The organism is Psychrobacter sp. JCM 18902 (assembly GCF_904846615.1).
Taxonomy (GTDB): Bacteria; Pseudomonadota; Gammaproteobacteria; order Pseudomonadales; family Moraxellaceae; genus Psychrobacter.
This window is the reverse complement of sequence record NZ_CAJHBK010000001.1, coordinates 3,114,773-3,130,678: the sequence shown is the minus strand read 5'-3', so window position 1 is coordinate 3,130,678 and position 15,906 is coordinate 3,114,773. Positions and strand designations below refer to the sequence as shown.

The 15,906-nt window shown below is 43.7% G+C and carries 11 protein-coding genes; 7 read left to right on the top strand and 4 right to left on the bottom strand.

Features of this window, described 5'->3' with window-relative positions; genetic code table 11:
• Positions 1-51: 51 nt before the first annotated feature.
• Positions 52-2,052 (bottom strand): M61 family metallopeptidase, encoded by a 2,001-nt coding sequence (locus tag JMY05_RS13010; RefSeq protein WP_045443517.1) that lies wholly within the window; start codon positions 2,050-2,052, stop codon positions 52-54.
• A 333-nt stretch (positions 2,053-2,385) separates the two neighbouring features.
• On the opposite strand from JMY05_RS13010, the gene JMY05_RS13005 reads away from it, so the two are divergent.
• Positions 2,386-2,871, top strand: coding sequence for an FKBP-type peptidyl-prolyl cis-trans isomerase (locus tag JMY05_RS13005; RefSeq protein ID WP_045443514.1), 486 nt, complete (start codon positions 2,386-2,388; stop codon positions 2,869-2,871).
• A gap of 555 nt (positions 2,872-3,426) precedes the next feature.
• On the opposite strand, the gene JMY05_RS13000 is transcribed toward JMY05_RS13005, so the two are convergent.
• Positions 3,427-5,637, bottom strand: a complete 2,211-nt coding sequence (locus JMY05_RS13000) for a carboxy terminal-processing peptidase (protein ID WP_045443512.1) — start codon at positions 5,635-5,637, stop codon at positions 3,427-3,429.
• A 556-nt stretch (positions 5,638-6,193) separates the two neighbouring features.
• Between JMY05_RS13000 and nagZ the strand changes: the two genes are divergently transcribed.
• Positions 6,194-7,282 carry a beta-N-acetylhexosaminidase gene (gene nagZ / locus JMY05_RS12995; RefSeq protein ID WP_201615277.1) on the top strand — a complete coding sequence of 363 codons (1,089 nt, stop codon included), beginning with the start codon at positions 6,194-6,196 and terminating at the stop codon, positions 7,280-7,282.
• A 77-nt stretch (positions 7,283-7,359) separates the two neighbouring features.
• On the opposite strand, the gene JMY05_RS12990 is transcribed toward nagZ, so the two are convergent.
• Complete coding sequence (locus JMY05_RS12990) at positions 7,360-8,955, bottom strand: OmpA family protein (RefSeq protein ID WP_201615276.1); 1,596 nt, start codon at positions 8,953-8,955, stop codon at positions 7,360-7,362.
• Between the two features lie 465 nt (positions 8,956-9,420).
• The gene (locus JMY05_RS12985) at positions 9,421-11,037 is read right to left on the bottom strand and encodes a hypothetical protein (protein ID WP_201615275.1); all 1,617 of its coding nucleotides are present in this window, start codon (positions 11,035-11,037) and stop codon (positions 9,421-9,423) included.
• A 374-nt stretch (positions 11,038-11,411) separates the two neighbouring features.
• Here JMY05_RS12985 and JMY05_RS12980 point away from each other — a divergent pair, with 374 nt between their 5' ends.
• The 5 genes from JMY05_RS12980 (at position 11,412) to JMY05_RS12960 (ending at position 15,839) form a co-directional block, all read left to right on the top strand.
• Entirely contained in the window at positions 11,412-12,020 is a 609-nt protein-coding gene (locus JMY05_RS12980) for a rhomboid family intramembrane serine protease (protein ID WP_045443506.1), read from the top strand.
• A gap of 195 nt (positions 12,021-12,215) precedes the next feature.
• Positions 12,216-13,181 carry a metallophosphoesterase gene (locus tag JMY05_RS12975; RefSeq protein WP_045443503.1) on the top strand — a complete coding sequence of 322 codons (966 nt, stop codon included), beginning with the start codon at positions 12,216-12,218 and terminating at the stop codon, positions 13,179-13,181.
• A 99-nt stretch (positions 13,182-13,280) separates the two neighbouring features.
• The gene (gene purE / locus JMY05_RS12970) at positions 13,281-13,841 is read left to right on the top strand and encodes a 5-(carboxyamino)imidazole ribonucleotide mutase (RefSeq protein WP_201615274.1); all 561 of its coding nucleotides are present in this window, start codon (positions 13,281-13,283) and stop codon (positions 13,839-13,841) included.
• Positions 13,842-14,031: 190 nt separating this feature from the next.
• The gene (locus tag JMY05_RS12965) at positions 14,032-15,390 is read left to right on the top strand and encodes a 5-(carboxyamino)imidazole ribonucleotide synthase (RefSeq protein ID WP_201615273.1); all 1,359 of its coding nucleotides are present in this window, start codon (positions 14,032-14,034) and stop codon (positions 15,388-15,390) included.
• Positions 15,390-15,839 (top strand): YaiI/YqxD family protein, encoded by a 450-nt coding sequence (locus JMY05_RS12960; RefSeq protein WP_201615272.1) that lies wholly within the window; start codon positions 15,390-15,392, stop codon positions 15,837-15,839. The genes JMY05_RS12965 and JMY05_RS12960 overlap by 1 nt, the downstream gene beginning before the upstream one ends.
• The last annotated feature ends 67 nt before the right edge of the window (positions 15,840-15,906 follow it).

The following is a 15,906-nucleotide window of genomic DNA, read 5'->3' as shown; positions in this document are numbered from 1 at the left end:
AACAGAATAGTGAGAAAAAGTACATTCACATTAATACATTTAGCAATGTATTTAACTTCGATAACGCTCTATAGCGTTAAGCCATGCTTGCCAGCCTGCATCGACTGGAGAAGAATTATCACTGACTCCTGACGATTGATTTGCTTTTGCCAAGTGCAAGCTCACTTTATGCGGAGATGCTTTGTCGATGGCTTCATCAGCCGCTTTAGGCAGCACATTAACACGCATCAACTCATCACGGCGAAACAGGTGACACTCAATGTCGCGCTCCACATTACTTAGCAACGCCAATTGTTTACTGTCAGCTTTGATACCGTCAAGCGCCACAATGACATCGTTCGCTGAAATACCCGCTCTAGCAGCGACACTAGCACGTGTCACGCGATTAACCTTGAGTCCAGCAGGTGTTTCAGTACAGCGCATGCCCCAAGGCACATGATTGTCAGCCGTCTCTTTGCTATTACTATGCATGCTAATACCGTTTGCTGCTAGCAGCGCTTCAATTGGCAACTCTTCGACACCATTGACATAACGATACTCAAATTCTTCCCAATCCTCTATCGGCATGAATTGCCCAATGACTGAACCCATATCAGCACTATTGATGCCAATGCGTTTATTGTCGTTTTGCTTTGCTTGAGTATAAAAAGCCTTGACCACATCAAACAGACGATAGCGACCATTGCTCTTTTGGAGCAGTGTCAAATCCAAGCATAACGCCACCAGTGCGCCTTTGTTGTAATAACTGATACCAGCATTGCCTGTATTTTCATCGTTACGGTATAGCTTAATCCACGCATCAAAGCTCGATTCTGCAACGCTTTGATACGCGCGACCCGCGGTTTGATAGTAACGATTAATTTGCTCAGCCAGTAGCTTGAGATAGCTTGGCTTATCAATCACGCCCGACGCTTGTAACATAAAGTCATCGACATACGAAGTAAATCCCTCAAATACCCATAGCAGTGGTGTAAATGCCTCGCGGCGCAAATCGACATCCAACATAACATCTGGGCGTACCGTTTTGACCCACCACGAATGAAAATACTCATGGCTGCATAAGCCCAAAAATCGCTGATAATCGGTGCTTGGTATTTTTGGCTCATCAAGAGTTGGTAAGTCTCGGCGCGGCGTAATGAGACTGGTCGAATTGATATGCTCAAGCCCACCATAATCCTGACCACTGGCAAAGGTCATAAACGTATAATCATTAAATGGCGCATCACCCAACCAATCTAAATAGCACTGACAGATCTGAGTGACATCCTGCTGTAGCCTGCCCATATTGGCACTGTGCTTACCTGAGAGATAAAAACGATGATGTAGCGTCTGATGCGTACTGTCTTGAATAATAAAGTCAAACTTATCTTGCTCTGCAATCTCAAACGGGTAATCAATAAGGTCGTGATAACTGCCTGCTTGTAGTCCATAGCTATGCTGCCCATCAAGACGTAGATGAGTAGACTCTAACCCACATGCCAATAGTAGCCGACTCTCGTCTTTACCTGCTAAAAATGCTGCTGGCACTGCTAAACTGACTTGTACAGCTCGATGCTCCTGCCCTTCTACAGCCAATGCCAGTGAGGTGAAATTCCCATACAAACGTTGCTGATCGACATAGGCAGTACGTACCGATAAATCATAGCAGTACACTTCATAGTGGACACTGATGGCTTGCCCTGCCTTAGCTTTTGGTAATTGCCACGTGTTTTTATCTATTTTGTGCGCGCGATAAGTCTTGTGAGTATTGTCATCCATAATTTGGCTGTCTAACGCTTTACTATCTAGCACCTGGCTGTCTAACACCTGATAATGCACCGCGGTAATATTGCGCGCAAACTCACGCATCAGATAACTGCCTGGTATCCACGCTGGCAACCAAAGTTGAGGCGCATCATTTACTGCCGTAAAATTGAGCGACACATCAACCAAGTGCTCAGAAAAACGCTCGAAATTGAGTCGATAATTGATATCAGCTTTAGCTTTATGGTGATCGCTGATTGTATTAGCATCTGATAGCTGACTGCCTGAATTATTGGCAAATGAAGTCATTGTCTTTTTATCCTTATTTATATCATTATGGTAAAAGCCATTGTCCAAAAACGCAACTGGCAAACCCCTAATATCCATTTACGGTCTTCAAACCACAAAAAACTGTGTTTATTTTCATAAAAAATGCCATTTATCAGTATAAAATAGCATTTTTTATTGTTTTTACCTTGAAAGTTATATGAGCCATCTCAATTAAAGATGCTAACTGCTAAAGTTACTTTAATAAACTGATGATAATTGACTAATGACGTGGCTATTTGGCTTGCTGATTGGATTTTTTAGGTTTATTGCAACCGTATTTAAATTTTTACATAGATATATTTAGGATAACTTATGACTATTATTGCAAAAGACACTGCCGTCAAATTCAATTACACACTAAAAGACGACGAAGGCAACATTCTTGACCAATCACCAGAAGGTCAACCACTTGCCTACTTGCATGGCCACAGCAACATCATTCCAGGCCTTGAGCAACAGCTAGAAGGTAAATCTGCTGGCGAACAAGTCAATGCTGTTGTTGAACCTGCTGATGGCTACGGCGAATATCAAGAGCAAGCGGTACAACATGTACCACGTGATAACTTCCAAGGCGTTGAAGATATCCAGCCGGGTATGCAGTTTCAGTCAGAAGCTGGCGGACAAGTAATGCTAGTTACCGTTACTGAAGTAAATGACAAAGAAGTGACCGTTGATGCAAACCATCCATTGGCTGGTAAGCGTTTGACGTTTGATGTTGAAATCCAAGAAGTACGTGCAGCAACTGAAGACGAACTAAACCATGGTCATGTCCATGGCGCTGGTGGCGTTGAGCACTAATCTCTTCTAGAGTATAGTGAGATGTTAAATGGTAGTCTTTATTAAGACTGCCATTTGGTCAAAAAAGGTCAGTGGCTTTGTCTACTGACCTTTTTTATGCTTATTCTATGATAAGTTCAATATTAATATAAATATACTTATCTATAAGCTGAGCGCTATTTACGTCTACAGTGATATTAAACTTGAGCAATATCTCTCTAAAAAATCTACCATAAAAATTACTAATGTCCAGACGTAACAAAGCCGCATAACGACAAGCGTTATGCGGCTTTTATCACTAACCATCCATGTTATCGTTACATGATACCTAATCCCGGAGTATCCTATAACTGACAGGCATCCAGCCTTATCATCCTTAATCAGCAAACCACCTATCCCTGATGCGACCTTTGAGATACCAATCCCTAGTATCAACGAACCTTTTCGTTCAATCGTGCCGTACAGTTATAATCGCAGATTGCCTCATGGTTAGTAAGAGGTATAAACGTCAATCCATGTAAGCATATGCTTACGTGGATTTTAATCACAGCCTTTTTGGCTGACAATACTGATCGTTTATAACTTCTCTTCAGGGCTTAACAATGCTTTGGGTTCAGCGCTTAGCATAATATAGGCCGCTTCATTGATGAACGCTTCGTCTTCAGGTAGCTCTGGGCGCTCCTTGGCTTTCATGCGGCTGCGCTCTTCAAATTTTGCATCCATTGCTGCTTGATAGGTGTTCCAATTGGCATAAGGGCGCTCACCCGTTGCAATAAGACGTTTATTTTCAGCCTCTAATGAACGCTTTTCAATCAATTGCATCTTAGCTCGGCGGCTATTGATATCAAGTGGAATTGGTTTTTTCTCATCTTCCATATCGCGAATGTTGTTTAGCGCTGATAGATAAACAAACTGTGGGTTTTGCTCTTGACGAATTTTAGACTGCTGGTTAAGTGTCGCCAGCGTCGTATCAGTGAACTTACCTTCAGGCTTGTAAGGCGCCGTTTTGATGGTATCCCAAGGCAACGCTTTTTTCTGCGCACGTTCGCCAAAAGTGGCATCATCGTAGATATTGACCAACTCTACATCAGGTACCACACCTTTATTCTGTGTACTACCACCAGTGATGCGATAGAATTTGCGCTGCGTTAAAGTGGCTGAACCCAATGCCAAATTATCGAGTTGAATCTGCGCTGAACCTTTACCCGTTGTCGTACTGCCAACCACTAGCCCACGACCATAATCTTGGATAGCCGCGGCAAATATCTCACTGGCTGAGGCAGACGCTAGGTTGGTAATAACGACCACTTTGCCATCATAAAGTTGCTCACCGCCATCATCGTCACGGTAGACCTGAATGTTGCCGCGATTGTCACGGATTTGCACCATCGGTCCGCTCTTGATAAAGAAGCCAAGCATTTTTGCTACTTCATCCAATGAACCACCTGGATTATTGCGCAAATCAACCACGAGGCCATCAATATTTTCTTTATTCAACGCTTTCAATGCTTTTTCGGTATCGATACTGACGCTGCGATAATCCTCACCGTTACGGCGTGCCTGATAATTCAGATAAAAGCTTGGTATCTCAAGGACGCCGATGCGTTTTGGCGTTTTATCAATATTAGGGCGCTGTACTTCTACCACGCGCTGGGTAACCCCTGACTCTTCTTGTTGAATAATGTCACGAACCACCGTCACGTTACGGGCACTGGCATCAGGGGTATTTGGCTGACGCACTTTAATGGTCACTGATGTGCCACGTTTACCACGAATCAAGCTCACAATCTCACGCGTTGACCAGCCAACCACATCTGTCATGTTCTCGCCATCTTTGGCAATACCGATAATCAAATCGTTGGGTTTAATCTGACCAGATTTGGCTGCTGGACCACCATCGACCAAGGTCACGATGCGGGTATAATCTGGGTTTTTACGATCAGGACGAATAGAGACGCCAATGCCTTCTAATTGCAAGCTAGATTGGATTTGTAATTCGTTGGCTTGAATCGGTGCATAATAATTACTGTGCGGATCGTAAGTCAGCATCGCCGTATTTAAGATGGTTTCCATGATTTCATCGTTTGTGAGACGCTTAAACTGCTCTTGCTGTCGCGATAAACGATTTTGTAAAATCTCGCTTGGTGTACGTTGGTCGTTGCGCACCAAGTCTTGTCCACGAGTAATATCTGGATTGCTCAGGAATACTTTTTCTTTGGCTTTTTCATCTTCTTGACCCAAGGTAATACTCATCAGCTGAAATTTCAGCTGACGCGTCCAATAATCACGCTGCTCTTTTTTGGTTTTAAAATGATTGAGTTTTTCACGATCAAGCACGATTGTATCATCACTCGTCAAATCAATATCCGTTTTTAGCATCTTGCTCGCCATCGCAAAGTACTCATTTGAGCGTTTGCGATAGCGTTCAAAGACCTCTACTCCTGCAGATAAGTCGCCACGCTTGAGGCGAGCACCGAATTCATCGGCGTATTTTTTCTTAAACTCATCCACATCAGACTGCAAAAACAACGTATGGTTTGGGTCAAGGCTATCGATATACATAGACAAGATTTCGCTGCCCGTTTTGCTATCTAGCGGCTGATTCAAATAGTGGCTACGATCCAGCAATGCGGCTACTTGGCGAGTGGTGACCTTTTGTTCAGGGGTTTGTACAAAGCCTTCAGTATTGGTGTCGGCCATTGCCGTGCCATAGCTCTGGGTGAGAATAATACCGGCGATGCCCACTGACGCTGCACTGAGTAACCACTGTGCTGGTTGTTTTTTCATCATATATACCTAGTTATTTTACGTTAATAATATTATTTGTTTTATAAAAATCAAAAGTGACTGAATCAATCGCCGCCTATAAATGCTTTATCTTTAAGTCACGAAATACTTATCTACCATTATCAATCGAATATGTATTCAATGATACTTTCTAAAATCTAAAACGATATTTTCTAATATATGCTATTTTCTGAATAATTATGGTCACTAAATGCCATTGCTGTTTGCTAATATATTGTTAAAAATCACTCAATATTATCATGCACATAGATATCCAACTGTCTCAAACTGTATAAGCAATCTTACACGCTACGCCTGCACATACCAAACTTTCTATGACATTTATTGTTCATCATTATTTGGGTCATTTATTGACGATTCAATGCCTACTGGCGAATTGATTTGAGTCTATTCATCTGCCACATTATGCTCATTTGCTAATAACTGTCATAATAAAGCAGTTTTGATAATAGTGGCACACTGCCAATTATCATCATTTATTTATTTGAAGCTGAACCGATCATATAACAATATATAACACCATAAGGATTACGCAATGTACGGCGTTTTAATGATTGATATCGATAGTACCGCACTGACAGCAGAAGATGTCAGCTTAATCAAACAGGCACAGGTGGGCGGGGTGATTCTATTTGCCCGAAACGTTGCAGATGCGGCACAAGTACGGGCGTTGTGTGACGACATACGTTATCACAACCCAGATATATTAATCGGCGTCGACCAAGAAGGTGGACGAGTCGCACGCCTGCGCAATGGCTTTACCCCACTACCCGCCATGGGCAGGCTTGGGGAATTATTCAATCAAGACCCTAGCCATGCGCTAAGCTGTGCTTACGATTGTGGCTATCTAATGGCAACAGAAGTGTTGGCCGTGGGCATTGATCTCAGTTTTGCCCCAGTACTTGACAGAGATGGCATCAGTCAAGTCATTGGGGATCGTAGCTTTCATCAAGAGCCGCAAGCGATCATTGCACTGGCGACTCAGTTTATGCGCGGTATGAAAGCCGCTGGCATGGCAACCACGGGCAAGCATTTCCCCGGTCATGGTGCGATTGCCCCTGATTCGCATGTGGCTGAGGCCATCGATACGCGTAGCTTGGATGAGATTATGCATAGCGATATGCAGCCTTTTGCCCAAACCCTACCGTGGCTTGATGCCTTAATGCCTGCCCATGTTATTTTTTCGCAAGTCGATGATAAGCCAGCAGGTTTTTCTAAAATTTGGCTCAAGGACATCATACGGGATCAGCTAAAGTTTGATGGGGTCTTATTCTCTGATGATCTATGTATGGCAGGTGCTCAAGCCGCAGGCGATGTCAGTGCACGTGTGAAAGCCGCGATTGAAGCGGGTTGTGATATTGCGCTGGTTTGTAATGATCGCGTCGCCGCCCATGAAGCCGCAGAGACCGCACAAGAGCTGCCTTATCCCAATCAAAACCGTATTAAAACAATGTGCGGACAGATACCAACATGGCAAGGTGATCTGGAATCAACTTGTCAACAATTTGATTATTGGCAACAGGCAAAGAAAAACGTGACTCAAACCTTTTTTAATCCTCAATCTGAGGCACAAGCGACTCACAGCGCTATTGAATTAAAAGATCCGACCGCTTATAAACAATAGCCTTAACAAAATAAAAAAACCGCACCTTTTATAAGATGCGGTTTTTTTGAATGAATAACTTCTCAATCTTCTGTGCATTAATTGGTTGGATCTACTGCCGTACCTTGAGTGGCATCATCACCATCAGGCAATAAGTCATCGTTATTGCTATCCAAAGGGTTTAAGTCTGGGTCAAGCGCGTTATTACTAATAATCATACCATCGTTCGCACTGGCCATCTCGTCATTGACTATAAATTCAATACGGCGATTACGGAAGCGCCCCTGCTCAGTTGAGTTATCAGCGATAGGTTCTGATTCACCCATGCCTTTCGTCATCAATTTACTGGCATCAACACCTTGAGATACCAAATACTCTTTCACTGCCTCAGCGCGATCACGAGACAATTCTACATTGTAAGAATCGGATGCCTGACTGTCAGTATGACCGATAACCGTCAGCTTCATATTCGGTACTTCGTTGATGATCTTAGCAGCGCGGTCAAGCAGCTCTTTATTGACATCAGGAATGACCGCTTCATCCACTTCAAAGTTGATCACCTGAATACTCAATGCACGAGCCACATCACGTGGATCTGGGTTTTTACCAAGATTGGTCATAGCAACATCCGCAGCTGCCAAACTATTATCAATCTCACCCTGCAAATCTAACGGCCCTTCGGCTTGGATGGTCATCGCAGGAACAGCCGCTTTTAAGTCAGCCACTAGCTTATCTAATGCCGCTGCATCAGGCGCATTGACAGTGATAACATCGCCTTTGATGATCATGCTCGCATTTGGTACATTTTTGACGATAGGTAAGATAGTAGCTAGCTGAGCCGCCGCTGGCATATCTACTGCAAAATTATCATCGACATCAGCACGGCATTTATTGGCTTCTTCACCAAATGCACTGGTTAACGCATTCATTACATTGGTCTGCAAGGTTTCGTCGCCCACATTCATACGGCAAGCATACAGCTCACTATTTTCACCAGTCGCAATGCGCAATGATGCAGGCTCGATATCACCTGCCACTGCCAACTGACCCTCTCCCTGCGCTGCTTGTTGGGCAGTAGCCACCGGTGTAGCGACAGGCTCAGGATTCTCTTGGCAACCACGAAGTAAAGCCCAAGCCAATGCGCCTAAAATAATCAAACCAATAATGGGGAGCAATGCTTTCATAAAGCTGCCTTGCTGCTCTTCTTCGCGTTGCAATGGAGCGGTGCTAACTGTATCAGAGATACGCGCACCAGCAGCAGGCGTCGCTGCCAACACACCGACTGGCAGAACGGCGCTTGCCCAGGCAGGGATATAACGCTGGTAACTGTCGAGATTGTCATTTAAGAACTGCGGCACTGGTGTGGTACCTGCCAAGCTTTTGATTTCGTGAAAAGCCAGTGGCGCTGCCATCGCTATCAGTCCGCGCGAAGACGCTGCATCAACATTATGCTTGCCTGCCAGCTCACGAGCGATTTGATCACGTTGCGAATCATCGCTCCATACACGGTCATAAAACCCTTGGTCGTCACGAGTGATATTCTCATTTGCAAAACGATTATAAGTATCGTTATCCGCTAAACGAGCCGCAAAAATAGCGTAGAACTGCTCCAGTAGCCCCTTTTTAGCGGGACTATGATCATCTTCCAGCACGGCTGGGCTAACGGTACGCGTCAAATGACTGATAATATCCATAATAAAATTCTCCTATTAATGCCTATATTAGTATCGATTTATATAATTAAAATATTCAAAAAATACCAGATAAAATAATGATTTGAAATAAGAACCATGACAGCTAAAACCATCTTGACCCTGTTCAATTTTCATCATTATAAAAGTATTAAGTCAGTGTTAACAATCAACAGGTTGTTGTACAAATGATACGTTAGGTAATATTTCAAGTGTCACACGTAACCAAAAACATGGCAAATAACCAATCATTAACCCAGTGAGACGCCATAAAAGAATCAGTAAAACTTATGTATAAATGGAGAAAATACATCCTTTTTTCAGATACTTTATGGTTTTTTAGATACTTCTAACTGGGTATCTACAGAAAAAATGGCGGTATAAGCAACTTATACCGCCATCCTTACTTGATAACTTGTTTCAATGGATAAATTGATCAAACAATCGTTAAACACCTCTATTATCCAATCATTTATTCCTTACTTGCGCAGGTTCAGCGATGATGAGTGTGCTTGCCATATCATCTACCTCCGATTCTGAAATAGAACCTGAGGGTCTGTTATTCATCGGTGCATTGTTAGGAATGTTGCTGGGAATATTGTTGGCATTGTTACTATAATTGTTGGGTGCAGGATTGGGTACGATACGATCGCCTGTATCATCATCTGCTGCTTGGAACTCTCCAGACCCACTGTTGTTATAGTCATTAGCATACTGATTATTGGCAGCTCCCTCATTCTCAAACTGGTTATTCGTATTATTCATTGCATCAGCATCGTTACTTTCAGGCAATGGTAATGATGCAGTACTATCGATGACCATGGCAGGTATCAAAGTACGCATATCCGTAACCAGTCGTTGCAATAGCATACTATCTGGCGCTTCTAACATAAGACGATCATTCTGCAAATGTAGGCGTGCAAATGGCGTAGACCTAATCATCGTCAAGACATTGGGCAGTACTTCCTCTGGTAAATTGGCAATACTACTGGCAACTCCAGCCTGTACTGTCAATTCACAAATACTCGCTTGCTCACCAAAGCTGGTATTGAGCGCTTGTTGCAAGGTGCTTTGTAGCGCTGCATCGCCAATGGTAGCACTACAGGTATAAAGACTACCGCTGTTATCTACGCCAACGATGAGCTCAATGGGAGTCATTACCTGCGCTACTGGTGCAGGCGTTGGTACTGCCACAACAGGCACTGTCGCAGCGGCTTCTACAGGCGGCGCGTTGTTCGGTCTGATTAATATTGCCCAAGCAGCAAGCCCTATCGCGGCAATGGCTACTATTAACAAACCCACCCGTACCACTAAATCATTACGTTGATTGCGAGTACGCACTTTTTCTTGCTTCATACTGCTATTTTCTGCCAAATGATGCGTGGATGGATTGGCATGAATGGCGCCAGTATGAGCGCTAAAATGACCATCGGTATCACCTATCCTCATACTTTCTACATCAGTATTTCCAATATCTTTTTTATCTGCTGTATCAGCATTTTGCTTATAAGCGGCTGGCGCTGCGGTGATCGTACTGGTGTCTATATGAGAATTTTGCCGACCATCCAAAGAGATGTCACGCACTGGTACGCTATCAATATCTGCGGCGATGTGTGGGTGTGCTTCTGATGCGCTATTGACGTTTTGAGGAGCAGTAATAATAGGTGCTGACCACATCGGTAAATACTGACGCAGTGCCGCCTGCTCTCCCTGCAAAAACGCTGGCAAAAACTGGCCGTTTGCCAATACTGTCAGCTCACGATAAGCCAGTGGCGCGGCATTGATGAGCAGCTGTGACGTAGTAGACTCATCAATATGATGGGTAGCAGACAGCTCTCGGATCATAAACTGCTGTATGCTTTTATCTTGCCACAGTTGTTCGAACAGTGGACTTTCTGTGGCTCTATCAACCATCCCTTGCTCGGTGCGGATAAATTGTGAATACACTTGCGGCAAGGCGAGACGTGATGCCAAGATGGCATAAAACTGCTCCAATAAGCTGATGTAAGCCACACTGTCATGACTATTGCGCTCACCTATGACAGCTGGCGTTACGGTCTTTTCTAATTGGTCGATAATACTCATAGATTACTGCCTCTTTCGGCCTTTATTTTAAATTTACCAACGCATGAAACGTTTATTTTACTTGTCGTTAGCGTCTGTATGCTTGGATACCGCTCTCATTTAACCCACCATTACCGTCAAGATACGAAGCATTACTCAATTTGCCTGACAGCCTGCTATATTATTCACTATAAAAGCATATAAATGCACTATTTTGTCACATAATAAGTTTTTGCATTGTCATAACTACTGTTAGTATTACTTTATTATAAATAGCTCATGCTTAATAATTGCTTGTCAGTCCTATTTAGTTTGCACTCAGCCATAATGCGTAGGCTTTGAACATTGTTATTCGTCACCTTGTCACATATCAGGCGCAGCCTAAGGATTTTCCTTTGTTCAATCATACGACCCTTATTATTATTATCACGGTTATTGTCAGCTTAGTGGCATGGCAAAACAAGACAGTATTTAATCGACTTATTTTTTATCCGCCAGCGGTAAATAATGGGCAGTGGGACCGTTTTGTCACGCATGGCTTTATTCATGCCGATAGCATGCACCTGCTCTTTAATATGTTTACTTTATACTTTTTCGGTCGTGCTATTGAAGGGCTGTATCAGCCGTTCTTATTTGGCTATGGTTTTGTGGTCTTTTACGTATTGGCCATTATCATTGCGATGATTCCAAGCTACCTTAAGAATAAAAACAATGCGAGCTATTTGAGCCTTGGCGCGTCAGGCGGTGTATCAGCCGTATTGTTTGCTTTTATTTTGCTGGCACCGTGGGAGAAAATCTACCTATTCGCGATTGTTCCTATACCTGCGATATTATTCGCCGTTGCTTATATCGCTTATAGTATCTATGCAGACAAACGGGGCGGCTCTAATATCAATCATATGGCGCATATGTGGGGCGGCGCGTTTGGGGTTATTGCCACGATTATTTTAGAACCGCAAGTCCTACCGCATTTTATCAATGCGCTATTATCACCTGGGCTCTAAGTTTAGTAATAAAGCTTAGTAATAAAATTCAGTAATGAAGCTCAGTGGTAAAAATTGAAATAAAACTCAGTGATAAAAAGTGAAATGAGCACTTGAGTTATGATGGCAGTTTAAGTCACTAAGCGATGATTAACGTCGCGTTATGTTTTGCACAAACTTACACTCAACAAACTATTTAAGAATTTGATAATTATTATGATGATAGATGTTATCGGTGATATTCACGGCTACGCAGACAAATTAATTGGCTTATTAGAGCAGCTAGGTTACGTTCATAATGGTACGTACTTTGTACCGCCAGTAGGGCATCGGGCGTTATTTATCGGCGACTTGATTGACCGAGGACCACAGCAATTGGCTACCTTAGAGGTTGTTTTTGCCATGTTAGATGCTAACGTGGCAGATGCGATAATGGGCAATCATGAATATAATGCCCTCGCCTTTGCCACACTTGACCCTGATAACTCCAGCCAATATCTGCGCTCGCACAATGACATACATACGCGCCAACATGCCGCATTTTTAGCCGAAATAGCTTTTGGCTCAGAGCGTCATCAATATTGGCTTAATCGGTTATATGAGCTGCCTTTATGGATTGAAACAGACGACGCTTGTTTTGTTCATGCCTGCTGGGATGTCGATAGTATGGCGGTATTGCAGCCACTATTGACTGACGATAACTGTTTAACGCCGCACGGGCTAGTCGCCACTGCCAAAGAAAACACGGCGCCATTTGACGCGCTAGAGCGGGTATTAAAAGGTGTAGAAACAGCATTACCCGACGGCATGGTCATGGTCGATAAAGAAGGCACTGAGCGCAAGCGCGTGCGAGTATGCTGGTGGCTTGACGGGCTGAATAAACGCCGTCTTTATGAGGTGGCGCGTGCGCCTGCATCAGCATTGGCTCAGATTCCAAAAGAGGTGTTGGCTGAAAATATTGATTTCGCTCTGAAAACGAATAAAGCGGTATTTGTCGGTCATTATTGGCTAACTGGCACGCCTGAACCACTGAGTTCACAAGTTGCCTGTACTGATTATTCAGCGGCGGTAGACAGCGGATATCTGACTTGTTATCAGCTCGATACTGAGCAAGCACTGCCACTAAGAGCCAGTAACTTTGTCCAATATCGCCATGATAAAACGGTAAACCCCAATCCATAAAATTGGTACTATTGCCCCCGCTTTTTTATTAAAAATCAAACTTGGCTTTACGAGAGCAACAAAACTTTTGTATGATGGTCTTTTTGAGGATATCAAAGCATGAGCACCACAACAGCTACTGTTAACACGATGGATCAAAACAGCCCTATCGCCTCCCCTGCTGGTCAACCGAAAGTTGGCATTATTATGGGATCACAATCTGATTGGGCAACCATGAGTGCGGCAGCGCAATTGCTCGCAGACTTTGATATCGCTTTTGATTGTGAAGTGGTTTCAGCACACCGCACCCCTGATAGATTGTTTGACTATGCAAAAAGTGCAAAAGATAACGGTCTACAAGTTATCATCGCTGGTGCTGGTGGTGCTGCTCATCTGCCTGGCATGTGTGCCAGTCAAACGCCGTTACCTGTGTTTGGTGTTCCTGTAAAATCTTCTATGCTCAGCGGTTGGGATAGTCTCTTGTCTATCGTACAGATGCCTAAAGGCGTCGCAGTTGGCACATTAGCGATTGGCTCAGCAGGCGCTTACAATGCTGCCCTGCTTGCGATTCAAGTGTTAGCGCTGCATGATGAGACCATTGCGGCTAAGCTGGACAATCTGCGCCAAACGCAAACTGATACTATCCTTGCTAGCCCAACGCCCGGCATTATCAATACCTAATTACCTGTCTTTGATAGCGGTTCTTGAATCCCATTATTGAGACATAGCTGCTATTTACTTGATATTTATTTTTAGATGGGTTTTACTTAATACAAGGTGCATGTAATGCACCTTTTCCTATTTTAATAGATGACTTTTTACCTTTTATTACACCCAAAATATTATTCATTTTTAACTCAAAGAGCCTGCCATGACTACAGCGAACGCTTACCCTGTTACCCAAACCATTCGTACCATCGGTATTTTAGGCGGTGGTCAGCTTGGTATGATGCTTGCCGAAGCAGCGATGCCACTGGGCTACCAATGTGTGTTTTTAGAAGACAGCGCTGACTGCCCTGCTAGCCTATACGGTCGCGTCTTTCATAGCGATCAATTGGAAGACTTCATCGCAGCAGCAGATGTTTTCACCTTAGAGTTTGAAAACACACCGACGGCGACAGTTGAACAGCTGACTGATCTGTCAAAATCAGGTAGCAAACAAGGTATGTTTCCGCCATTGATTGCGCTTGATATCGCTCAAGACCGCTTGAAAGAAAAGCAAATGTTCAATTCACTTGATATTGCTACCGTGCCCTTTATGGCTGTCAATTCTGAAGCGGATTTGCAGCAAGCCTGTCATGAATTAGGACTGCCTATCGTCCTAAAAACCAGCCGTGGCGGTTATGATGGCAAAGGTCAGTTTGTGATTAGACAAGACAGTGATATCAAGGCGGCATGGCAAGATCTTAAAGATGCAGTTACGGGTAAGGGCTCGCTAACGCCAACGCCCGCCCCTTTGATTGCAGAAGGTTTTATTAACTTTAGCCGCGAGCTTTCTATTATCGCCGCACGCGCACAAAATGGTCAGGTTCGTTGCTACGATTTGGTCGAAAACCATCATCATAATGGTATTTTAGCCAAGACCCAAGCGCCTGCCGTTGGCACCAGTCATTTATTCAAACAAGCAACCGATGCCATCACCAAGATCATGAACCACTTAGACTATGTTGGTGTGATGGCACTTGAGCTCTTTGTGACCAAAGATGCGCGTGGTCATGACACGCTACTCGCTAATGAAATTGCGCCGCGCGTACATAATTCAGGACATTGGAGTATTGAAGGCGCTGTCACCAGCCAATTTGAAAACCACATTCGCGCCGTCGTCAATCTGCCATTAGGTGATACCGACAACGTGCATCCAGCGATTATGCTCAATGTCTTGGGGCAATATCCAGATATCAGCGCCGTACTAAATATCGATGGCGCACACTATCATAGCTACCATAAAGCAGAACGCGATGACCGCAAAATTGCGCATATTACCTTGATGCCCAATGATGTTGCCGACTTAGAACCTGCTTTAGCCAAGCTCGTCGCTACGCTACCCAATAAAATGGGACTTGAGAAAAAACCATCTGCGATTGATAGCCAGCCAAAAGCGGCAGATGGTCTAATCACTACTGACAATAACAATGACAATATTTTAGAGAGTATAGAAGTCCATATCGATGACAGCCAAACAACTCAGGCTATCGACGGTAAGGCAAAAACAGAAAAGGTTAAGAAATAATGCAGATTTGGGTAGATGCCGATTCGGTGCCATTGATTGCCAAAGATTTGATTATCAAAACCGCTGAACGCACACAAACCATGGCAATATTCGTCGCCAATCAGCCGATCAAACTGCGTAAGTCACCACTGCTTGTCATGACAGTGGTGCCATCAGGGTTTGATAAAGCCGATGATTATATCGTTGAGAAAATACAGCCAGGCGATCTGGCTATTACTAGCGACATTCCTTTGGCTAATGACATTTTGGACAAAGGTGGTATGGTCTTGACCTCTCGCGGAATGGTCTATGACAAAAATAATATCAAGCAAAAGCTCAATATGCGTGATTTTATGGATACCATGCGCGGTACTGGCGTGCTCGAGCTACAAGAAATGAGTGGTCAAAAACCTTATGGCGATCGTGATAAAAAAGCTTTTGCTGATGAATTAAACAAGTTGGTACGCTAGTTTTCACCCGCTTTGTCTTTGATTTTTTGATCTTATCCACTTTGCAAACCGTATACACGCCATAACC

What these genes read in the sequence shown, in the direction of transcription:
- JMY05_RS12960 (WP_201615272.1), top strand. Translation starts at nt 15,390, where the DNA reads ATGCAGATTTGGGTAGATGCCGATTCGGTGCCATTGATTGCCAAAGAT.
- JMY05_RS13000 (WP_045443512.1), bottom strand. Translation starts at nt 5,637, where the DNA reads ATGAAAAAACAACCAGCACAGTGGTTACTCAGTGCAGCGTCAGTGGGC.
- JMY05_RS12965 (WP_201615273.1), top strand. Translation starts at nt 14,032, where the DNA reads ATGACTACAGCGAACGCTTACCCTGTTACCCAAACCATTCGTACCATC.
- JMY05_RS13010 (WP_045443517.1), bottom strand. Translation starts at nt 2,052, where the DNA reads ATGACTTCATTTGCCAATAATTCAGGCAGTCAGCTATCAGATGCTAAT.
- JMY05_RS12985 (WP_201615275.1), bottom strand. Translation starts at nt 11,037, where the DNA reads ATGAGTATTATCGACCAATTAGAAAAGACCGTAACGCCAGCTGTCATA.
- purE (WP_201615274.1), top strand. Translation starts at nt 13,281, where the DNA reads ATGAGCACCACAACAGCTACTGTTAACACGATGGATCAAAACAGCCCT.
- JMY05_RS12990 (WP_201615276.1), bottom strand. Translation starts at nt 8,955, where the DNA reads ATGGATATTATCAGTCATTTGACGCGTACCGTTAGCCCAGCCGTGCTG.
- JMY05_RS13005 (WP_045443514.1), top strand. Translation starts at nt 2,386, where the DNA reads ATGACTATTATTGCAAAAGACACTGCCGTCAAATTCAATTACACACTA.
- nagZ (WP_201615277.1), top strand. Translation starts at nt 6,194, where the DNA reads ATGTACGGCGTTTTAATGATTGATATCGATAGTACCGCACTGACAGCA.
- JMY05_RS12975 (WP_045443503.1), top strand. Translation starts at nt 12,216, where the DNA reads ATGATGATAGATGTTATCGGTGATATTCACGGCTACGCAGACAAATTA.